The organism is Streptomyces sp. NPDC001843 (assembly GCF_042891955.1).
Classification (GTDB): domain Bacteria; phylum Actinomycetota; class Actinomycetes; order Streptomycetales; family Streptomycetaceae; genus Streptomyces.
In genome coordinates this window covers 435568-455089 of sequence record NZ_JBIATQ010000006.1, presented here as the reverse complement: position 1 = coordinate 455089, position 19522 = coordinate 435568, and the positions used below count along the sequence as shown (strand labels likewise).

General features: G+C 74.0%; 16 protein-coding genes. 7 read left to right on the top strand and 9 right to left on the bottom strand.

Annotated features, from left to right (window positions below):
* The first annotated feature begins 301 nt into the window (after positions 1-301).
* Entirely contained in the window at positions 302-853 is a 552-nt protein-coding gene (locus tag ACFYZQ_RS18645; RefSeq protein WP_389148503.1) for a hypothetical protein, read from the top strand.
* Positions 854-902: 49 nt separating this feature from the next.
* On the opposite strand, the gene ACFYZQ_RS18640 is transcribed toward ACFYZQ_RS18645, so the two are convergent.
* The 4 genes from ACFYZQ_RS18640 to ACFYZQ_RS18625 form a co-directional block, all read right to left on the bottom strand.
* A complete protein-coding gene (locus tag ACFYZQ_RS18640; protein ID WP_389148410.1) occupies positions 903-5540 on the bottom strand; it encodes a hypothetical protein in 4638 nt (1545 codons plus the stop codon).
* A 40-nt stretch (positions 5541-5580) separates the two neighbouring features.
* Positions 5581-6459: a hypothetical protein gene (locus ACFYZQ_RS18635; protein WP_389148407.1), complete on the bottom strand. Its 879-nt coding sequence runs from the start codon at positions 6457-6459 to the stop codon at positions 5581-5583.
* Between the two features lie 58 nt (positions 6460-6517).
* On the bottom strand, positions 6518-8044 hold the full coding sequence (locus tag ACFYZQ_RS18630; RefSeq protein ID WP_389148404.1) for a hypothetical protein: 1527 nt from the start codon (positions 8042-8044) through the stop codon (positions 6518-6520).
* A 124-nt stretch (positions 8045-8168) separates the two neighbouring features.
* The gene (locus ACFYZQ_RS18625) at positions 8169-8864 is read right to left on the bottom strand and encodes a GntR family transcriptional regulator (RefSeq protein ID WP_389148401.1); all 696 of its coding nucleotides are present in this window, start codon (positions 8862-8864) and stop codon (positions 8169-8171) included.
* Positions 8865-8992: 128 nt separating this feature from the next.
* Here ACFYZQ_RS18625 and ACFYZQ_RS18620 point away from each other — a divergent pair, with 128 nt between their 5' ends.
* The 5 genes from ACFYZQ_RS18620 to ACFYZQ_RS18600 all read left to right on the top strand — a co-directional run bounded on the left by ACFYZQ_RS18620 (position 8993) and on the right by ACFYZQ_RS18600 (position 13483).
* A complete protein-coding gene (locus tag ACFYZQ_RS18620) occupies positions 8993-10312 on the top strand; it encodes an MFS transporter (RefSeq protein ID WP_389148399.1) in 1320 nt (439 codons plus the stop codon).
* Positions 10309-11139, top strand: a complete 831-nt coding sequence (locus tag ACFYZQ_RS18615) for a putative hydro-lyase (RefSeq protein WP_389148396.1) — start codon at positions 10309-10311, stop codon at positions 11137-11139. The genes ACFYZQ_RS18620 and ACFYZQ_RS18615 overlap by 4 nt, the downstream gene beginning before the upstream one ends.
* A 105-nt stretch (positions 11140-11244) precedes the next feature.
* A complete protein-coding gene (locus ACFYZQ_RS18610) occupies positions 11245-12003 on the top strand; it encodes a LamB/YcsF family protein (protein WP_389148393.1) in 759 nt (252 codons plus the stop codon).
* Positions 12000-12617 (top strand): allophanate hydrolase subunit 1, encoded by a 618-nt coding sequence (locus ACFYZQ_RS18605; protein WP_389148391.1) that lies wholly within the window; start codon positions 12000-12002, stop codon positions 12615-12617. Before ACFYZQ_RS18610 ends, ACFYZQ_RS18605 begins: the two co-directional genes overlap by 4 nt.
* The gene (locus tag ACFYZQ_RS18600) at positions 12614-13483 is read left to right on the top strand and encodes a biotin-dependent carboxyltransferase family protein (protein ID WP_389148389.1); all 870 of its coding nucleotides are present in this window, start codon (positions 12614-12616) and stop codon (positions 13481-13483) included. Before ACFYZQ_RS18605 ends, ACFYZQ_RS18600 begins: the two co-directional genes overlap by 4 nt.
* 76 nt (positions 13484-13559) lie before the next feature.
* Here the strand turns inward: ACFYZQ_RS18600 and ACFYZQ_RS18595 are convergent, their stop codons facing one another.
* The 5 genes from ACFYZQ_RS18595 to ACFYZQ_RS18575 all read right to left on the bottom strand — a co-directional run bounded on the left by ACFYZQ_RS18595 (position 13560) and on the right by ACFYZQ_RS18575 (position 18967).
* The gene (locus ACFYZQ_RS18595; protein ID WP_389148386.1) at positions 13560-14408 is read right to left on the bottom strand and encodes an SGNH/GDSL hydrolase family protein; all 849 of its coding nucleotides are present in this window, start codon (positions 14406-14408) and stop codon (positions 13560-13562) included.
* Positions 14405-15589 carry a glycosyltransferase gene (locus ACFYZQ_RS18590; RefSeq protein WP_389148384.1) on the bottom strand — a complete coding sequence of 395 codons (1185 nt, stop codon included), beginning with the start codon at positions 15587-15589 and terminating at the stop codon, positions 14405-14407. The genes ACFYZQ_RS18595 and ACFYZQ_RS18590 overlap by 4 nt, the downstream gene beginning before the upstream one ends.
* Positions 15586-16716, bottom strand: coding sequence for a glycosyltransferase family 4 protein (locus tag ACFYZQ_RS18585; protein WP_389148381.1), 1131 nt, complete (start codon positions 16714-16716; stop codon positions 15586-15588). Before ACFYZQ_RS18585 ends, ACFYZQ_RS18590 begins: the two co-directional genes overlap by 4 nt.
* A gap of 139 nt (positions 16717-16855) precedes the next feature.
* Positions 16856-18274 carry a HEAT repeat domain-containing protein gene (locus ACFYZQ_RS18580; RefSeq protein WP_389148378.1) on the bottom strand — a complete coding sequence of 473 codons (1419 nt, stop codon included), beginning with the start codon at positions 18272-18274 and terminating at the stop codon, positions 16856-16858.
* Between the two features lie 300 nt (positions 18275-18574).
* On the bottom strand, positions 18575-18967 hold the full coding sequence (locus ACFYZQ_RS18575; RefSeq protein ID WP_389148376.1) for an ankyrin repeat domain-containing protein: 393 nt from the start codon (positions 18965-18967) through the stop codon (positions 18575-18577).
* A 323-nt stretch (positions 18968-19290) separates the two neighbouring features.
* Here ACFYZQ_RS18575 and ACFYZQ_RS18570 point away from each other — a divergent pair, with 323 nt between their 5' ends.
* The gene (locus ACFYZQ_RS18570; protein ID WP_389148373.1) at positions 19291-19485 is read left to right on the top strand and encodes a hypothetical protein; all 195 of its coding nucleotides are present in this window, start codon (positions 19291-19293) and stop codon (positions 19483-19485) included.
* The last annotated feature ends 37 nt before the right edge of the window (positions 19486-19522 follow it).

The following is a 19522-nucleotide window of genomic DNA, read 5'->3' as shown; positions in this document are numbered from 1 at the left end:
TCTCGCGATATCAGGTGGCGAGTTGTCCGGGCATTGCGGGAGATTGCCACCGTGATCGAGGTGGCGGGGGAAGTGGGGGGTGGCCGTTCCGGCGGACCGGTTGGCCGGAATTTTTCGGCGATCGGGAATCTTCGTGACGCTTCGTTCGTCCTTCCTCACGGGAGATGAGTGCGGAATCGGCTGCAGGAGCCGCAACCCGCATCCGGGCGGCGTAAAACAGCGCAAGCCGGGCACGCAGTGGGGAGTTGGTGTCTTCGGACGCCGGAGCGAGCGTGTGCCGGCGGTGGGGAGTGACACGGTGATGGGCACGGCGGAGCGGCGCAAGGCGCCCGAGGACGGTGGGGCGGTACGCCCCAAGGAGCTGAGAGACCCCCAGATGCCGGAGGGCGACATTCGGCCGCACCGGTCTCAAGGGAAGTCGACCCGTGCTGCCGGCTCGGCGCGGGGGGAAGAGCAGCCCTACTACAGGCCGTTGTGGGTCGAGGAGCCCGCGCGGCGGCGACGGCTGCCCGACCCGGTGCGGACTGCGGCCGTCAGGGCGGTGCTTCTCATCTCCGTGACGCTCATTCAGGCCATGGTGGCCTTCCTGTGCACGATGGCCGGGTCCTGGCTGGCGTTCCCCATGGTGATCAGCAGCGTGGCGAGTACGGTCGTGGCCACCTGGGGCGCGGTCGACGTGTGGGTGACCCGTCAGGTGTGGAACCAGCGGGGCGGCGTGGTGTCGGAGCCGAGCAGCACGGCCCGTTCACTGCGGCGTGAGCGGCGCGCCACCCGGCGTGCGGCACGGGCCGTCGAACGAGAGCGGGAGCGGATACGCCGCCGGGGCGGCGCCGGGCAGCTGTCGCACCCTTGAGGTGCGATGCGCCGCCCGGACGCCGGGGTGCAGCTCCGACGCGTGACGGCTATGCGGGCCGTTTGAACATCCGTGTCGCGGTGATCTCGCTGTGCACCGCCTCCCCGGCCTGGGTCTGCTGGGGCAGTCCCGGCCGGAGGTGCTCCTCCACGCTGATGTACTTCAGCCCGGCCCTGAGGTCGGCGTCGTTGCGCAGCCGGATCACCAGCGGGAACTCGGCGAGCGCGGTCGTGTCGAACAGGCCGGTGGTGTAGAGCAGTTGCACGCCGAGCGCGTCGGACACGGCCCGCTGGAGTTCCAGCAGGTACGTGGCGTTGGCGCGGCCGATCGGGTTGTCCAGGAACAGCGTGCCCGCGTGCCGGTGCTTGTCCCGCCCCCGGTCGTTCGACCGCAGCGCCGCCATCGTGCAGTACAGGGCGATGGCGGCGGTCAGCAGCTGGCCGCCGGAGAACACGTCGCCCATCTGTCCGACGGGTACGCGCTCGGCGCGCAGCACGGCGTCGGGCTTGAGGATCTCGACGGCGACGCCCTTGGGCTGGAGCGCGGCGGCGACTCCGCGCAGCAGCAGGGACATGCCGTCGCGGCGCAGGTCGGAGTTCTTCTTCACGGCGGCCCGGGTCGCCTCGTCGATGACTTCGCCGAGGCGTTCGGTGAGCGTGGCCTGGTCGGGTTCCTCGAAGCGGATGCGCAGGAACTCCTGCCCCGACCACTCACCGAGTCCGTCGGGCAGGCGGGACAGCCGCTGCGCGGACCGCAGCGTGGCCAGTGCCGACTCCACCAGCCCGCGCAGCCGGTCCACGATCGAGTCCCGGTTGCGCTCCAGCTGCTCCAGCTCGTCCGTGAGGACCCGCAGCCGGGGCGCGAAGGCCTGGGCCCACTTCTGGGCGTGCTCGGGCAGCGCCGAGGCGGGCAGCTCGCGGATCTGCTGCCGGGCGGGGGTGCGGACCTGCTCGTAGCGGGTGGAGTTGGCGTGCCGGACCAGGACGTCGCTGGCCTCCCGCACGGCGGCCTCGGCGGCCGACAGGTCGGCGGCGCACCCGCGCAGCGAGCGGCGGGCCTCGGCGGCCGTCTGCCGGGCGTCGTCCAGACCGCCGGGGTAGGGCTCCGGTGCCTCCTGCTCCTCCTCGGCGGCGTGTTCGCGCAGCAGGTCGCGGAGCATCGCGGCGATCTCGTCGAAGCCGCCCGCCGCGTCCTCGGCGGCCCGGTGGGCCTCGACCAGCTCGGCGTGCGCCTCGCGGGCCTGGGTCAACGCCTCGGTGCGAGAGGCGAGCTCGGCCGTGGCGGTGCGCAGCAGCGCCTGGGCGTGCTCGGCGTCCCGCGGGAGGAGGTCCTCGGGCAGCTCGGTGTGCGCCTCGCCGTCCTCGGGGGCGTGCCGCTCCGCCTCGCCGCGTAGCCGGCCGAGCTGCTCGCTGGCGCTGGACATACGGGTCTCCAGGAGCTGCACCAGCTCCTCCGCACGCGCCGCGGCGGCCTGCCGGGAGGGTCCGTCGGAGCCGTCGGGCGACTGCAGCAGCTGCTCCGCGCGCGTACGGACCTTGTTGCTGAGACGGTCCAGCTCGGCGCGGGTCGCGCTCTCGTCACTCTCCGCGCGGGCCTGCTCGGCGCGCAGGTCGGCCCCGACGCCGACCTTCTCGTACACCTGGGATGCGGCCCGGTAGGCCTCGCGGAGGGCGGGCAGGGACGACTTGGGCGCGTCCGTGTCGTCCTCGGGTACGTCGTCGGGGGCGCCTGCGATCTCGGAGCGCTCGGCGCGCAGGGCCCGGGCGGTGCGGCGGGCGTCGTCGGCGGCGCGCTGGGCGGCGCGGCGGTCCTCGTCGGCGGCGCGCGCACGCTCCAGGCACGCCTGGGCGCGGGCCTCCGACTCGGCGGCCTCGTCGGCGAGTTCACGGAGCTTGACCTGCCAGCCCGCGCGCTCGCGCAGCCGGAAGGCGAGCCCGGCGAGGGCGTCGGCGGCACGCCGGGCCTTCTGCGCGGCCTCCTGCCGCTCGTCGCGCACCTGCGCCGCCTCGGCGGCGGCCTCGTCCGCCTCGGCCCGCACGGTCCGTGCCTCCGCCAGCTCGGCCTCGGACTCCTCGGCGAAGGCACGCGCCTCCTCGGTCGCCCGCGCCAGCTCGGTCAGCCGCCCGGCCGGGCAGCCGGTACGCCAGGAGGCGAGCCGCGCGGCCAGCTCCCGGTCCTTGCCCAGCCGGGCGGCGAGCGCCCGGATCTCCTCGTCCCGCTCGGTCGCCCGCGCGCGCAGCGCCTGCCGCTCCTCGTCGGCGGCGTGCTCGTCGTGCATGGCCGGGTTCGGCGGGACGAGGAAGACCTGGGCAGCGCCCCCGGGGGCCGCGTCCTCGGCCGGGGTGGGGGCGAGCAGCGCGGCGGCCGTGCCGACGGCGACGGCGGACCGCGGCAGCAGCGCGGCCTCGCCGAGCACCTCACGGGCACGCACGTGGGTTTCGGGGTCGGTGATGATCACGCCGTCGACCAGCTCCGGGCGGGCGGTGAGCACGCGCGCGTGGTCGGCCGGGTCGACGGCCTGGGCGAGGTAGCGCCAGCCGGGCAGCGCGGGGATGCCGTGCTCACCCAGGTACTCGACGGTGGCGAGGACGTCGGGTCCGGGCGGCAGCAGCCCGCCGTCGCCGAGGGCACCGAGGATCCGGGAGTCGTCGGCGGCGGCGGTGCGCAGCTCGAAGAGGTGGCGCTCGGCGGTGGAGACCGCGTCGTCGAGGAGCTCGCGCAACTCGTCGGCGAAGCGGTCGAGTTCCTCGGCTGTGAGGAAGCCGCCGCCCGGACCGGCCGAGGGAGCGGGGTGGGCGTCGCCGTCGTGCCGGGGCTGGGGGATGCCGGGGCGTACGTCGTCGCCCACGAGGCTCAGCAGCTCCGCGAGCCGCTGCTCCGCCGCGAGGGATTCGGCGAGACGGCGCTCGGCCTCGTACGAACGCTCGGCTGCCGTCGCCGCGTCCGCCGCGCGGGCCGCCGTCAGCTCGGCGCGGGACTCGGCGGAGGCCGCCTCACGCGCGTGTTCGGTGGCTTTGCGGGCGGCTTCGCGTGCCGCGTCCCAGGCGGCGACGGCGGTCTTCTCGGCGTCGTTGGCCGCGAGGGCCGCGCGTGCGGGGTCGGCGTCGGGTGCGCTGTCGTCGAGCCATCCCGCGCGGACCGCCTCTGCGGTCTCCTGCTCGACCTCGGTCAGCCGCTGGCGCAGATGCCCGGCCTCACTGCGGGCTCGCTGGGCCTCGGTGGCGGCGGCGGTCGAGTCGCGGTAGGCGGAGTCGCTGACCTCCTGCAGGCCGGCCGAGCGCTCCTCCTCCTCGTTGGCGAGGTTCTCGGCGCTCTCCGCGGCGGCGTGCAGGGCGCGTACCAGGTCGACGGCGGCCTTGGCGCGGGCGGCGAGCGCGGGGGCCGCGTCCCGTTCGGCCTCCTGGATCGCGGCGGCCACGCGGGCTACGCGGTCGGCGGCGGAGCGGTGGCGCAGCACTGCCTCGGCGGCCTGCCAGGCGGAGTGCAGGGTGCGTGCGTCGGCGAGCTCGCGCTTCTGCGCGGCGGCCGACTTCTCGGCTCCGGCGAGCGCCAGGGAGGCGTGCCGGTAGGCGAGTTCGGCGGCGATCAGCGCGCTGCGCTCGCGGGCGCCCTCGGAATGCGTCACCGCGTGCGCGGCGGCTGTCACCCGCTGGGCCAGGTCGGCGGCCCGCACCCGTTCCCGCACGCCCCGCGCGGACAGCCGCCGGGCCAGGTTGCGGGTGCGGCGCTCGGCGCCGGCGTGGATGTCACGCGCGCGTGAGCGGGCGTCGGCGGCCTCGACGATCCGGCCGAGCAGGTCGACGGACCCGGCGGTGAAGTCCCGTTCGGCGATCAGCTCGGCACGCCGGCCCAGCTTGCTGCCGAAGCCGCTCACCAGGTCGGCGAGTCCGTCGGTGTCGCGGGTGTCGGTGACGGCGCGCAGCAGCAGGTCGGTGAAGTCGGGGTCCTTCTTCACCGCGAACAGGCCGGCCGCCTCGCCCTCGTCGGCGTTCATCTCCCGCTGATAGCGGAAGAGTTCGGGGTCGAGACCGAGCTCACCGAGGTGCTCGATCCACCGGTCGTGGATCTCCTCCCAGTGCACCTCCAGGTGCGGGTACGCCTTGCCCGCATCGGTGAGCGCGTCCCGGAAGCCCTTCATCGTGCGGCGGCGGCCCTGGGCGCCGGACGCGCCCTCGACGGGCGGCCGTACGGCGGTGGACTCGGCGACGGGGAGGTTGTCGAGGCTCAGTCCGGGGCCGGGCCGGAACGAGTACCAGGCCTCGGCGAACTTGCGCGGGTCGTTGGACACCTGCCGTCCGCGCCACTCGCTGACCTTGCCGACGACGACGCACTCGCCGGTCAGCACGTGCTGCCACTCCAGTGCCACGTGCCCGCAGTCGTCGGCGAGCAGGAACTTGCGCAGCACGCCGGAACTGGCGCCGCCGAGTGTGTTGCGGTGCCCCGGCAGCATCACGGAGAAGATCAGCTTGAGCAGGACGGACTTGCCGCCGCCGTTCTCCAGGAAGAGCACGCCGGCGGGCGCGGGACGGCGCGGCGGGCCGACCGGCTCCTCCGCGAAGAACTCCGCCTGGGTGGGCGCGGGTTCGGGCACCGGGTCGCCCACACCCCGCAGGTCAAGCACGGTGTCGGCGTAGCGCGCACCGGCGGGCCCGATCGAGTAGAGGCGGACCCGGGACAGCTCGTACATGGCGGACTCTCGCGTGAATTCTTCGGCAGGTCGGGATGGTTCAGGAATGGAAGGGCAGCCCGGCTTCGGCCACCAGGTCCAGGTCCTCGGTGTCCTCGGCGGGCAGCAGGCTGGCCGTGCCGTCGGTGACCGGGACCACGCCCAGTTCGAGGAGTTCGGCCATGGCGGCGCTGCCCGCGAGGTCGCGCACCTGGAGCTGGTAGCGGGCGGTCGTGCGGTAGGTGCCGCCGCCCTCGTCGCCCGTGCGCTGCAGGAACCCGGAGTCGGTGAGGAACCCCACGGCCTTCGCCACGATGCCCGTGGTCGAGGCGGCCGGCCGGCGCGCGTCCTTGGTGGCGCCGGTCGCGCTGCGCCTGGCCCAGATCCGCCAGGCGGCCTCCAGGCCGGGTGCGTCGGTGGCCGGGTCGGTGTTCTCGCCCTGTGCCTCGGCGCGTTCCTCCAGACGCCGGCACGCCTGCCGGACGAAGGCGTCGACGCCGTTGACGGTGACGCGTCCGATGTAGCCGTCGTCGGCCAGGTCCTCCGGGCGTGGGAACGCGAGCGCGGCGACGGCGAGATGAGCCAGCCCGTGCAGGAACCTGTCCCCCGAGTCCGCGGACGTGCGACGCGCGTAGTCACCCATGCGAACGGCGAACACCGAGTCCTCGGCGGCCGTCACGGCCATGCCCGCACGGGGGGAGACCTCCAGCACCACGAGTCCGAGTCCGGTGGCGACCGCGTCGGCCAGCCGCGCGAACGCCGGGTCCTCGCGGTAGCGGCGCAGCAGATCGGTGTACTCCTGGTCGCGGGCGGGCTGGAGCCTCGGCTGCAGCCCGAAGGAGACGAGCCGCGCCGCGTCGGCGGCGTCGGCGGGTGTGACGGCGGAGCCCGCCGGCGCGGCGGCAGGCTCGGGCTCACTCCAGTCGACGTGCTCGGTCACGGCTGTCGCTCCTTGTCGATGGCATGCTCACATTCGTACGTACTGCGGCCGGCGGTGTTCACACGGCCTCCGTCCGGTCCGCCGCCATGCCCGCCGCGTCCAGCAGGGCCGTGCCGACGATGAGATCGGCCCCGCCGAACTCCGGATCGTCGAGTTCCGTCCCGTCGTCCACGGCGAACAGCAGTTTCTCCTCGCCCTGCCGGTAGGCGGTCCCCACCGGCGGACTGGCCGCGTGCACCGCCAGCAGCGCCACCAGGTAGGGCAGATCCGGGTCCTGCCGCCGCGCCTCGGCCAGCAGTCCGGACAGCCGTCGGGGCGCGTCCGCCGGGAGGTCCAGCAACTGCGTCGCCGCCGCCAGTTGCTCCTCGCTGAACCGGCTGTCGTCCGGTGTGGCGATCAGGTCGGGTTCCGGCATCTCGGCGCCCAGGTGCTCCCGCTCCACCGGCGGCGTCAGCAGTATGTCGACGAGGTCGACGACCCGGACGGACACCGGTGTGCGCAGGCCCGTTCCGCGTGCGAAGAAGGCGTCCGTGACCCGGGTCGCCTGTTCCAGGGGCAGGGGGAGGACGGGCGCGACGAGGTGTCCGTACAGGTCCAGGCCCGAGGTGGTCAGGGGCGTGGCGAAGGCCTGCCGGTCCTGCTCGGCGCGGAACAGCGGCCCGGCCTCCAGCAGGCGGGACTGCAGTTGCGTGTGCCGCCGGATGCAGTCCTTGACGATGTCGACCAGCTCGGCGGCCCGTCGCTTGTGCCCGGGGTCCTCGGTCTCGTCGCGTGCCTTGCGGATGTTGGTGAGAATCGCGTTCTCGTGGCGGTACCGGTCGGCCACGTGGTCAAGGGCCTCGGCGATCATGTCGGGCACGGCGCTCAGCCAGTCCACCGCGCGGACGTTGCGCCGGGTCGCCTCCAGGGCGCGGCGCAGGGTCTCCGAGTACTGCACGGTGCGGTACCGGGCCTGCTCGGCGGCGAGCTGGGCGTCGGCGAGGCGGCCGCGGTTGATGAGCACCTCGAGCTTGACCTCGGCGGCGATCTGGGCGCTGGTGACATCGGTGTCGAGGGCGCCGACGAGGACGTTGACGGCCTCGTCGGTCGTACGGAGGTAGACGGTGCCGCCGGGGCCGGGGACCTCCTCGATCAGCTTGAAGTCGTAGTCACGACGCACGTAGGTGCCGTCCGGCGCGAACGTGCCGTACACCGCGCGGAAGCCGCGGTCGACGCTGCCGACGTTGATCAGGTTCTCCATGACCCAGCGGGCCACCCGCTCGTGCTCGGCGACGGGCCGCTGCGGGGCTTGGGCGGCGATGCGCGGGATGAGCCGGGCCACTATCTGCTCGTGGTCGGCGCCGGTGTCGAAGTCCATGTTCAGCGTGACGAGGTCGATGGCCGCGAGGGCCACTTCCGCCATGCCGTACACCGAGTACTCGCCCGCCAGATTGGCCTTGCGCGCGTCGAGGTCGTGCAGCGGCGCGGTGCAGGCGAGCGCGCGCAGCCGCCGGGCCAGCCCCTCGTCGGCGGCCGGGCCCGGCGCCGGGCGCGGCCCCGCGCTGAGCTGGGGCGGAACGCTGTCCGTCGATGCAGGCGAAGTCACGGTGCACAGACTAGGTCCTCGGTCTGACAACGACCCAAACGACGCAGATGCCCTCCCCCGGTCACCGGACCCTTGGCACCACCGACTCCCCCGGCCACCGGAGCCCTTGGCACCACCGATACGGCTAGCCGTCCTCCCCGACCCGCCGGCGATAGACCTCGACGACCCGTTCGAGCGCGTCGTCGAGGTAGACCGCGAGCAGTTGCTCCGCCTCCCGCTTGTCCCCCGCCCGCAGCGCCTCGAGCATCTGCTGGTTGCGCCCCAGGTACGGCTCGTGCAGGGCACGCGGGTCGTCCACGACGTGGAAGGCCAGGCGCAGTTCGGCGAAGACACTGCGCATCAGCTCGTCGGTGCGGTGGCTCCCGGCGAGGGCCACCAGTTCGCGGTGGAAGTGGATGTTGGCGGTGGCGACGCCCTGCCAGTCGTTTTCACGCGCGCTTCGCTGCCCCTCCGCGACGGCCTCGGCCAGACCACCGAGGCCGTACGGCGGTTCACCTAGGCTGCGTACGATGGCGCACTCGACGAGGGCGCGGGTGCGGTAGATGTCCTCGACGTCCTCGACGGCCAGGACCCGGACGAACACGCCCCGGTTCAGCTCGTGGACGAGGAGCCGTTCGTGGGTGAGCAGCCGGAACGCCTCGCGCAGCGTGTTGCGGGAGACGCCGAGCGCCCCGCCGATGCTGTCCTCCGACAGCCGGGTGCCGGGCGGGAAGTAGCCCTCGGCGATACGGCTCCTGAGGATGTCCGAGACCCGCTCGGCGGTACTGGTGCGCCCCAGGAGCGCGCGGTCGTCGGCCAGTCCTGTCAGCTGCTCTGCCATGCCTGGAATTCAACCCCAGACAGAAGAACGAGACAACATGGGTATTGAAGGATCGTTGAACGATCCTCTACGGTACTCGGCACCGGTTCGCTTCTCAGCACCCTCCGTCCTCCCTCAGCGAGGTGCCCATGAGCACGCCCCCTCCACCACAGTCCGTGACTCCCGGCGTGCAGCCGGCGCAAGGCGGACGCAGCGCCGAAGACGGCCCGTTGGGCTGGCTGCACGCCCTCGGTCCGCGCGGCCGCCGCGCCTTCGCCGGTGCTTTCGGTGGATATGCCCTGGATTCCTACGACTACTTCACGCTGCCCCTGAGCATGGTGGCGCTGGCGGCGTACTTCGGTCTCGACAGCGGTCAGACGGGCCTGTTCACCACCGTCACGCTGGTGGTCTCCGCGATCGGCGGTGCCGTGGCGGGCGTCGTGGCGGACCGGGTCGGCCGGGTCAGGGCCCTGATGATCACGGTGATCACGTACGCCGTGTTCACCGTGGCCTGCGGCTTCGCGCCCACCTACGAGACGCTGCTGGTCTTCCGGGCCCTGCAGGGCCTCGGATTCGGAGGCGAGTGGGCGGTCGGAGCGATCCTGGTCGCCGAGTACGCGAGCGCCAGAAACCGGGGACGTACCCTCGGCGCGATCCAGAGTTCATGGGCCGTCGGCTGGGCGCTGGCCGCGATCGTCTACACACTGGTCTTCTCCTACGCCGGTGACGACCTGGCCTGGCGCGTGATGTTCTGGACCGGCGCGCTGCCCGCCCTGCTGGTGGTGTGGCTGCGCCGCCGGGTGCACGACGCCCCCGAGGCGACCGCGGCCCGTGAACAGAGCCCGCAGCGCGGGTCGTTCGCGGCCATCTTCCGGCCGGGCAGGGACGGGGCGCCCGGGCTGCTGCGCACGACCGTCTTCGCGGGTCTGCTGTCCACGGGCGTGCAGGGCGGCTACTACACGCTGGCGACCTGGGTGCCTACGTACCTGAAGAGCGAGCGCGGCCTGTCGGTCGTCGGCACCGGCGGCTATCTGACGTTCCTGATCTCCGGCGCCTTCCTCGGCTACCTGACCGGCGGTTACCTCACCGACCGGCTGGGCCGGCGGCGCAACATCTGGCTCTTCGCGCTGCTGTCGGCCGTCTGCATCCTGGCCTACGCGAACATCCCCAGCGGCGCCAACACCCTGCTGCTGGTGCTCGGTTTCCCGCTCGGCTTCTGCATGTCGGCCATCTTCAGCGGCTTCGGCTCCTACCTGAGCGAGCTGTACCCGACGGCGGTGCGCGGCACCGGGCAGGGCTTCACGTACAACACCGGCCGCGCGGTGGGCGCGATCTTCCCGACCCTGGTGGGCTTCCTCGCCGACAGCTGGGGTGTGGGCGGCGCGCTGGTCTTCGGGGCGATCGGGTACGGCATCGCGGCGCTGGCCCTGCTCGGGCTGCCGGAGACGCGAGGAACGGAGCTGCAGTGACCGCACCGGACCGCACCGAGGACCGCCCCCTGGTCCTCGCCGAGGAGCACGCGCACGCGTGGAGCCCGAAGGCGGCGCGGGCCCGCTTCCGTGAGGGCCTCGCGGGCCCGACAGCCGGGGTCGCCGCGGGTCACACCCAGGCCAACCTGATCTCGGTGCCCGCCGACTGGGCCTACGACATGCTGCTGTTCTGCCAGCGCAACCCCAAGCCCTGTCCGGTGCTCGACGTGACGGACGCCGGTTCGTTCACCACCGTCCTCGGCGAGGACGCGGACCTGCGCACCGACCTGCCGCGCTACCGGGTGTGGCGGGACGGCCAGCTGGTGGACGAGCCGGCCGACGTGCTCGCCCACTGGCGCAGCGACCTGGTCTCCTTCCTGATCGGGTGCAGCTTCACCTTCGAACGGGCGCTGGCCGAGGCCGGTGTGCCCATCCGCCATCTCGAGCAGGGCCGCAACGTTCCGATGTACGTCACCGGCCGCCAGTGCCGCCCGGCCGGGCGGCTGCGCGGCCCGATGGTGGTGTCCATGCGCCCGGTTCCACCGGAGCATCTGACGGCCGCCATCCGGGAGAGCAGCCGGCTCCCGGCCGTGCACGGCAGCCCCGTGCACTGCGGCGATCCGTCGGCACTCGGCATCGACGACCTCGGCCGGCCGGACTTCGGCGATCCGGTGACCGCCGAGCCGGACGACATCCCGGTGTTCTGGGCCTGCGGAGTCACCCCGCAGGCCGCGGTGATGGCCTCCCGCCCGCCGTTCGCCATCACCCACGCGCCGGGCCAGATGTTCCTCACCGACGCCCGCGACGAGCAGTACCGCCTGTTCTGACCGCACCGCCTGTTCTGACCGCGCCGCCTGGTCCGAGCGCACAGCCTGGTCCGACCGCACCGCCTCCTCCGACCGCAACGACACGAAGGGCACGGTAGAAGAGCCATGACCGTGATCGATCTGAACGCCGACCTCGGCGAGGGCTTCGGCCGCTGGCGGCTGACCGATGACGAACGCCTGCTGTCCGTCGTCACCAGCGCCAACGTGGCCTGCGGCTTCCATGCCGGGGACGCGGCCACCATGCGCCGGGTGTGCGAGCTGGCGGCCGAGCGCGGCGTGACGATCGGCGCGCAGGTCTCCTACCGGGACCTGGCGGGCTTCGGGCGGCGCGCGATGGACGTGCCGCCCGCGGAGCTCGCGGCCGAGGTCGCGTACCAGATCGGCGCTCTGGAGGTCTTCGCGCGCGCGGCGGGTGCGCGCGTGGCGTACGTGAAGCCGCACGGCGCCCTCTACAACCGCGTGGTGCACGACGAGGAGCAGGCCGCTGCCGTCGTCGACGGGGTGCTCCTCGCGGACGCCACCCTCCCCGTGCTGGGCCTGCCCGGATCCCGGCTGCTGGACCTGGTGGCCAAGGCGGGTCTGCCCGCCGTCACGGAGGCGTTCGGGGACCGCGCGTACACCGACGAGGGCACGCTCGTGCCACGCGGCGGGGACGGTGCGGTGGTCAGCGACCCCGAAGCGGTCGTGGAGCGCTCGGTGGAACTGGCGCGCTCCGGCACGGTCACCGCGCATTCCGGCGCGCGCATCGAGGTCCGTGCCCGCTCCCTGTGCCTGCACGGGGACACGCCCGGCGCGGTCGAACTGGCCCGCCGGGTGCGCGAGCGGCTGGTGGCGTCCGGCGTGACCGTGGAGGCCTTCGCATGAGGACTCTGCCGGTCGGCGACCGGGGGCTGCTGGTCGAACTCGCCTCGGGCGAGGAGGCCCAGGCACTGCACGCGGAGCTGCTGCGGCGCCGGGCGGAGGGTCTGCTGTCCGTCCGTGAGATCGTGCCGGCCGCCCGCACAGTGCTCCTCGACGGCCTCGACGACCTGGAACGCCTGGCCGCCGAGCTGACTGCCGCGGAGGTGCCGTCCGCTCCCCCACGCGCGCGTGACGTCGTCGAGCTCCCGGTCCGCTACGACGGACCGGACCTCGCCGATGTCGCCGCCCACTGGAGGGTTCCCGAGCACGAGGTGGCGCGCATCCACGCGGCCACCGAGTTCACCGTCGCCTTCTGCGGATTCGCTCCCGGCTTCGGCTATCTCACCGGGCTGCCGCCGCACCACGAGGTGCCGCGCCGGGCGACCCCCCGCACGTCCGTCCCGGCCGGTGCCGTGGCGCTGGCGGGCCCCTACACGGGCGTGTACCCGCGGTCGTCGCCGGGCGGCTGGCAGCTGATCGGCACGACGGACGCGGTGCTGTGGGACCACGCGCGCGTGCCGGCCGCGCTGCTGTCACCGGGCGCGCGCGTCCGCTTCGTACCGGTGGGGGACGTATGACCGACCGGGCGCTCGTCGTCGTACGGGCCGGAGCCCTGACCACGGTGCAGGACCGGGGGCGGCCCGGGTACGCCCACCTCGGTGTGCCCCGCTCCGGGGCGCTCGACCCGCCCGCGGCGGCGCTCGCCAACCGGCTGGTGGGCAACGCTCCCGACGCCGCCGTGCTGGAGACGACGCTCACCGGCTGTGCCCTGCGCCCGCGTTCGACGGTCACGGTGGCGGTCGCGGGTGCGCCGTGCTCCGTGCGGGTGGGCGGACGTCCGGTCGCCTGGGGTGCTCCGGTCGTGGTGCCCGCCGGGGAGGTGCTGGAGGTGGGGGCGGCCGAACGGGGAGTGCGCGGCTACGTGGGCGTGTGCGGCGGCATCGCCGTCGAGCCGGTGCTCGGCAGCCGTTCCACGGACCTGCTGTCCGGTCTCGGCCCCGCGCCGCTCGCGGACGGGGCGGTGCTGCCGCTGGGAAACCCTTCTCCCGCGCACGCGCGCGTGGACGTCGCCCCGCAGCCGTCCCCGCCCGCCGAACTCGTCCTGCGGGTCACGCTCGGTCCGCGCGACGACTGGTTCACGCCGGGAGCCGTCCGCGACCTCACCGACCGCACGTTCCGGGTGTCGTCGGCGAGCAACCGCATCGGGCTGCGCACGGAGGGACCCGCGCTGGAGCGGGCCCGTCCCGGCGAACTGCCCAGCGAGGGCATGGTCCTGGGCGCGGTCCAGGTCCCGCCCGACGGCCGGCCGGTGGTGTTCCTGGCCGACCACCCGACCACCGGGGGCTACCCGGTGATCGCGGTGGTCCGGACGGCCGACCTGCCGGCGGCCGCGCAGGCCCTGCCGGGCACCCCGGTCCGCTTCGTGGCCGTACGCCGCCGCTGAGCCGTACGCGGCGCCCGCCGCCGAGCCGTCCGCGGCGCCCGCCGCCGAGCCGTCCGCGGCGCCCGCCGCCGAGCCGTCACGCGGCGTCCGGCCGCTCCACCACCGACAGGGCGGCGAGCGCCGCGGACACCGCGTGGGCGGCGCGCAGGTCGAGGCGGGCGCTGGTGCCGCGGGCCCGGTGCTGCAGCTCGTCGGCGGCCAGCCGTAGCAACTGGGGCAGCAGGTCGGTGCAGCGGCGGGCCACCCAGCCCGTTCCGGCGGTGGCCAGCCACCACAGGCTCGCCGACCGGGTGGGCGCGGCGAACTCCGGCTCGGCGGACGGTGCGGGTCCGCTCGCCAGGCCCGACTCCACGAGGAGCGCGTGGAAACGCACGGCGAGCTGCCGGTGCCCGCGCTCGCCCGGGTGCAGCCGGTCCGCGCTCCACAGCGCGCGGTCGGAGAGCCAGGCGCCCTCCGAGGCGTGCAGATGGACGGCCCCGTACCGGTCGGAGAGCGCGTGCACCACCGCGTTGACGGCCCGTTGCCGCCGGGCCAGTGGGCGGGCCAGCGCGCCGGGCAGCCCCAGCATCGCGCCGGGGTCCGGCAGGCAGGCCGTGAGTACGGTCGCGCCCTGGCCGGTGAAGGCCGCGTAGACCTCGTCCAGCCGGGCGGCCATCGCGTGGATGTCGAACGTGCAGCGCAGGGTGTCGTTGACGCCGATGACGACGGACACCAGATCGGGGCGCAGTGCCAGCCCGGCCGGAGTCTGCCGCTCCAGCACGCCCCTCGTCTGCGCTCCGCTGACCGCGAGGTTGGTGAACTTAACCGGTCCCTCGGCGAGTCCGCCGGCCAGCAGCGCGGCCCAGCCGCGCCACTCGTCGCCGGCGGGGTCGCCCACGCCTTCGGTGAGCGAGTCCCCGAGGGCCACGAAGCGGAGGGGTCTCATGCGACGCCCTCCACGACGCCAGGGCGGGAGGCGGCGGGGCGGGACAGCACCGTCGCGTCGTGAGCCGCCAGGAACGCCTCGACGGCCGCGCCCCATCCGAAGCACTCCGCACGCGCGCGTGCCGCCTCGCGCCGCTGCGGCGCCGAGTGCTCCAGGAGCAGTTCCACGGCGTCCGCGAAGGCCTCCCCGCGGTCGGCCGCCGCGGCCCCCGCGGAGCCTATGACCTCCGGCAGCGCGGACGACGCGCTGACCACCACGGGCGTGCCGCACGCCATGGCCTCCAGGGCGGCGAGCCCGAAGGTCTCGGCGGGCCCGGGTGCCAGGCACACGTCCGCGGAGGCCTGCAGCGCCCCCAGCAGAGCCCGGTCCGACACGTGCCCCAGGAAGGCCACCGGCAGCCCGCGCTCCCGCGCCCGCTGCTCCAGACGCCCCCGCAGCGGCCCGTCACCGGCCACCACGAGCACCGCCCGCCGTCCTCGTCGGCGCAGCGCGTCCAGCGCGTCGAGCGCCGTGCCGGGCCGTTTCTCGACCGACAGCCGGGAGCACATCACCAGCAGCGCCTCGCCGGCGCGCGCGTGCCGGGCACGCAGCCCCGGGTCGTGCAGGGAGGGGTGGCGTTCCATCAGGTCCACGCCCAGCGGAGCCCGCACGACGTTGCGGGCCCCGATCCGGACGAATTCCCGCTCGGCGAACTCGGTGGTGCACACGACCCGCGAGTACACGTGCGCCGTACGGATGTTGAGGGCGTCGGCGGCCCGCCGGGAGAGGTCCTCGGGCACGCCCCAGGTGCGCAGCACGCCGTCGGCGGTCTCGTGGGACACCATGACGGCGGGGACCCGGGCCCGCCGGGCCCACTTGCCGGTCCACCGCAGCGTCGTGCGGTCGGACACCTCCAGGCGGTCCGGGGCGAGATGCTCCAGGAGGGCGGCGACGCGCCGCTTGTCGGTGAGCACGCGGTAGCCGCCGGTGCCGGGCAGCAACGGCCCGGGCAGGGTGATCACGCGGCCCTGCTCGGTCTCCCGGTCGGTGTGGCGCTCGCCGGGGACGACGAGGACGGGTTCGTGGCCCGCCGCCCGGTATCCCCTGCCGAGTTCGCGCAGGACGGTGCGCAGTCCGCCCGAGGCGGGGGCGACGAAGTTGGCGAGCCGCACGATCCGCAGGGGCTCGGTGCCGGTGCTCATGCCGCCACCGCCGTCCGCCGCGCGGCGAGGACGTCCTCGTAGTGCGCGATCAGCTGGTCGCCGACCGCCGCCCAGGTACGTCCCTCGACCGTGGCCCGCCCCGCGGTGCCGTACGCGGTCCGCAGGGCGGGGTCGGCGGCCAGGGCGGCCACCGCCTCCCGTACGGCGTCGGCGTCGCGCGGCGGTACCAGCAGCCCGGTGCTGCCGTGGGCGACCAGGTCGAGCGGGCCGCCCGCGGCGGGCGCCACGACCGGCACACCGCTGGCCATGGCCTCCTGGACGGTCTGGCAGAACGTCTCGAAGGGGCCGGTGTGCGCGAAGACGTCCAGTGAGGCGAAGATCCGGGCGAGTTCGTCACCGGTGCGGCGGCCCAGGAAGACGGCGCCCGGCAGGGCCTCGGTCAGCTGCGCCTGGCTGGGCCCGTCGCCCACGACGACGACCCGTACGCCCTCCAGGCCCGAGACGCCGGCCAGGAGTTCGACCTGCTTCTCGGGGGCGAGCCGTCCGACGTAGCCGACGATCAGCTCGCCGTTCGGGGCGAGTTCCCGGCGCAGCGCCTCGTCGCGCAGATCTGGCCGGAAACGGACGGTGTCCACGCCCCGCGGCCAGAGCCGTACCCGGGGCACGCCGTGCGCCTCCAGGTCGCGCAGGGCGGCGCTGGAGGGGGCGAGGGTGCGGTCGGCGGCGGAGTGGACCGAGCGGATCCGCCGCCAGGCGGCCGCCTCGCCCGCGCCCATGTAGGTGCGGGCGTAGCCGGCCAGGTCGGTCTGGTAGACGGCGACGGCCGGGACGCCCAGCCGGGCGGCGGCGGCCATGCCGCGGACGCCGAGGACGAAGGGGCTGGCGAGGTGGACCAGGTCGGCGCGGTGCTCGGTGACGGCCGCGGCGAGGCGTCGGCTGGGGAGGGCGACGCGGACCTGGGGGTAGCCGGGGAGCGGGAGGGAGGGGACGTGGACGACGGGGCACGGCGCCGCGAGGGCGTCGGCCTTGACACCGGGCGCGGGGGCCGGTGCGACGACGAGCGGAAGGTGACCGCGATCTACGAGGTGCCGGGCGGTCTGGAGCGCGCAGTGGGCCACGCCGTTCACATCGGGGGGAAAGGATTCGGTCACGATGACGACACGCATACCGGTGTTGTCGCCGCGCCGGACGTGGCCGCGTCAACGTGGATCTTTCCGGCCGAGGAACGTCCTGTGAGCGTTGCGCTGCACACCCGAGCAGGTCGGACGGTGTCCACGCCCTCCTGACCCGCGGGTCATCCGGTGTTCACACGGCGGGCCCCTCGGGGGCGATCCGGCTGCGCACGGCGGTCTGGACCTCGGCCTCCTCGGCGGGGTCGGCGGCGAGCCGGCGCAGCTGCTCCACCACACGGGCGTCGCCGGTCTCGGCGTGCCGGGCGGCGAGTTCGCGGGTGGTCTCCTCGCAGTCCCACAGGCATTCGACGGCGAATCCGGCGGGGAAGGAGGGATCGGTGGCGGCCAGCGCGCGGGCGGCGCGGCCGCGGAGATGGGAGGAGGCCGTCTCTCGGTAGACATGGCGCAGGACGGGTGCGGCGCAGGCGATGCCGAGCCGTCCGGCGCCGTCGACGAGGGTCCACAGGGTCGGCGCGTCGGGGCCCTCGCCCCGTACCGCCTCACGGAGGGCACCCAGCACCAGGTCACTGTCCCGGGCGCCGCCCCGGCAGGCGAGCATGCGTGCGGCGGCGGCACCGAGGGCGTCGGGGCGGTGGGCCCACCCGCGTGCGCGGTCGACGGCGGCGACGCTGCGCATCCGCTCGAAGGCGTCCACGGCCGCCTCCACGACGGGCACCGTACCGTCGGCGACCGCGGCCTCGACGAGGCCGAGGGCGGCGGGGTCGTTGCTGTCGGCGAGGAAGCGCAGGGCGGTGCACCGGGCTCCCTCGGTTCCCTCCCTGGCCGCCTGGACGATCTCCGGCCGGTCCTCGGGGCCGGCGACGGCGACCAGACAGCGGGCGGCGGGGACGTGGAGGGCGGCACCGCGCTCCACCCCCTGCTGGGCCCACTCGAAGACGGCCCGGACGCTCCAGTCCGGGCGGGGCCCGCTGGGCCGCAACTGCCGCTGCCAGCGGTCGAAGCAGCCGGCCTCCTGGGCGGCACGCACGCGTGTGGCGATCGACTCGCGCGGGTCCTCCGCCCACAGCCGCCATGGCCGGGGCTCGAAGGCGTCGCGCACGGCGGCGGCCAGTTCGGCCTCGCCCTCGGGGTCGGTGGCGAACCGTGCCAGGACGGGTGCGGCGAGGGCGCGCAGGGCCGCGTCGTCGTCGCGGAGCGCGAGTTCGTCGAGGGCCCAGGCCCAGTTGGCGCCGCGTGCGGCGTACCTGCGCAGCATTTCGAGTGCGTCCAGCCTGCCGTACGAGGCGAGGTGACCGAGGACGGCGAGCGCCAGGCCGGTGCGGGACTCGTCGGTGTCGAGGGCGTCCTCGGGGTCGAAGAGGTGGGCCTCGATGGCGTCGAGTTCGCCGTTCAGGTCGAGGTACAGGCGGGCGTAGTAGAGGGAGCGGTTCTCCACCTGCCAGTCGTGGCGGGGATCGCGCAGCACACAGTGGTCCAGGGCCGCGAGCGCCTCGGCGCGCGGGGCGGTGAGCGCGTGCAGCGTGCCGTCGCCGCGGCCCCGCTGGAGCAGGCCGAGCAGCGTACCGCTGGGCGCTATGACCGGATCGAACATGGGAAACAGCCTCACATCAAGCGTCGACGCAACCGGGGAACACGCATTACCTGGCCGCGTGACACAACGTCGGGGCGCCCGCCGTCTCTTGCTTGCTGTAGACCATCTCTCTCTGCCTCTCGTCTGTGGCCCATGCGGACCGCATCACGGCCCGCGTGGTGCGGCAACACCTGCCCAGCCATCGCGTCCGTGAATCACGACGTCATGATGACCCGCGGTTTCCGCTGCCGCGACCGTATTTCCGGCGGCCCTTTACCGCCTCCCCCGTTTTCCGTGTCGTGCCTGGTCAGAATGTTCGGATCAGTGCGCGCCGAACAATTCCAGAAGTTCCCTCTTGCCGAACATACGGGCGGTGTCGACGGCCGACGGAGTCCCCGCTCCGGGGTCGGCGCCGCCTTCCAGAAGAACTTTGATCACTTCCCTCTCGCCCTTGAAGACGGCCCCGGCGAGCGGGGTCTGGCCCCGGTCGTTGACCTGGTCGGCCGCCGCGCCGCGGGCGAGCAGCGCGCGGACCGTGTCGGCGTGGCCGTGGTAGGCGGCGAGCATGGTGAGCGAGTCGCCCCGGTCGTTGGTGAGATTGGCCGGAACTCCCGCGTCGACGTACTCCGCGAGCGCCTCGGTCCGCCCCTGCCGGGCCAGGTCGAAGATCTTGGTCGCCAGCTCCACGACCTCGGGGTCGGGGGCTTCACTCATCGGCCGGACCGCCTCTCCTTGCGACTTCCGCATCGTTCGGGGACTGAGGGAGCGTACGGCAGCGTGCGAACCACCGCCGTACGAGTGAATCGCCAGCGTACTGGCTCCGGGGGTACATGACCCGATCTGCCCGAGGTAAAGATCACCTCGAGGGCACCGGTGGCCCCAGGAGGCACAGAGCCCCGTCCAACCCGGCGCACACCGCTCGACCAGCCGGGCGAAAACAACCGTAATTCACCCAGTTGCACCTTTTATCGTATGGATACATGCTGTGATCCTGGAAGGACTCAGGGTGACTGTCCCCCTCGACACCAGGAGACCAAATGATCCTCTCCATCTCAGGCGTCGTCCTGCTCGGCATCGTCGTCTTCCTCTTCTTCCGCAAGGACGGACTCAAGGGCTCGCACGCCTGCGTCTCGGCACTGTTCGGCTTCTATCTGTCGAGCACGGCCATCGCCCCGAGCATCAAGGCCGGGGGCGAGAGCCTGGCGAGCCTCCTGGGCGGCATCAAATTCTGACCGCCTGACGCCGACCGTCCCGTCCGCACGCATCCCC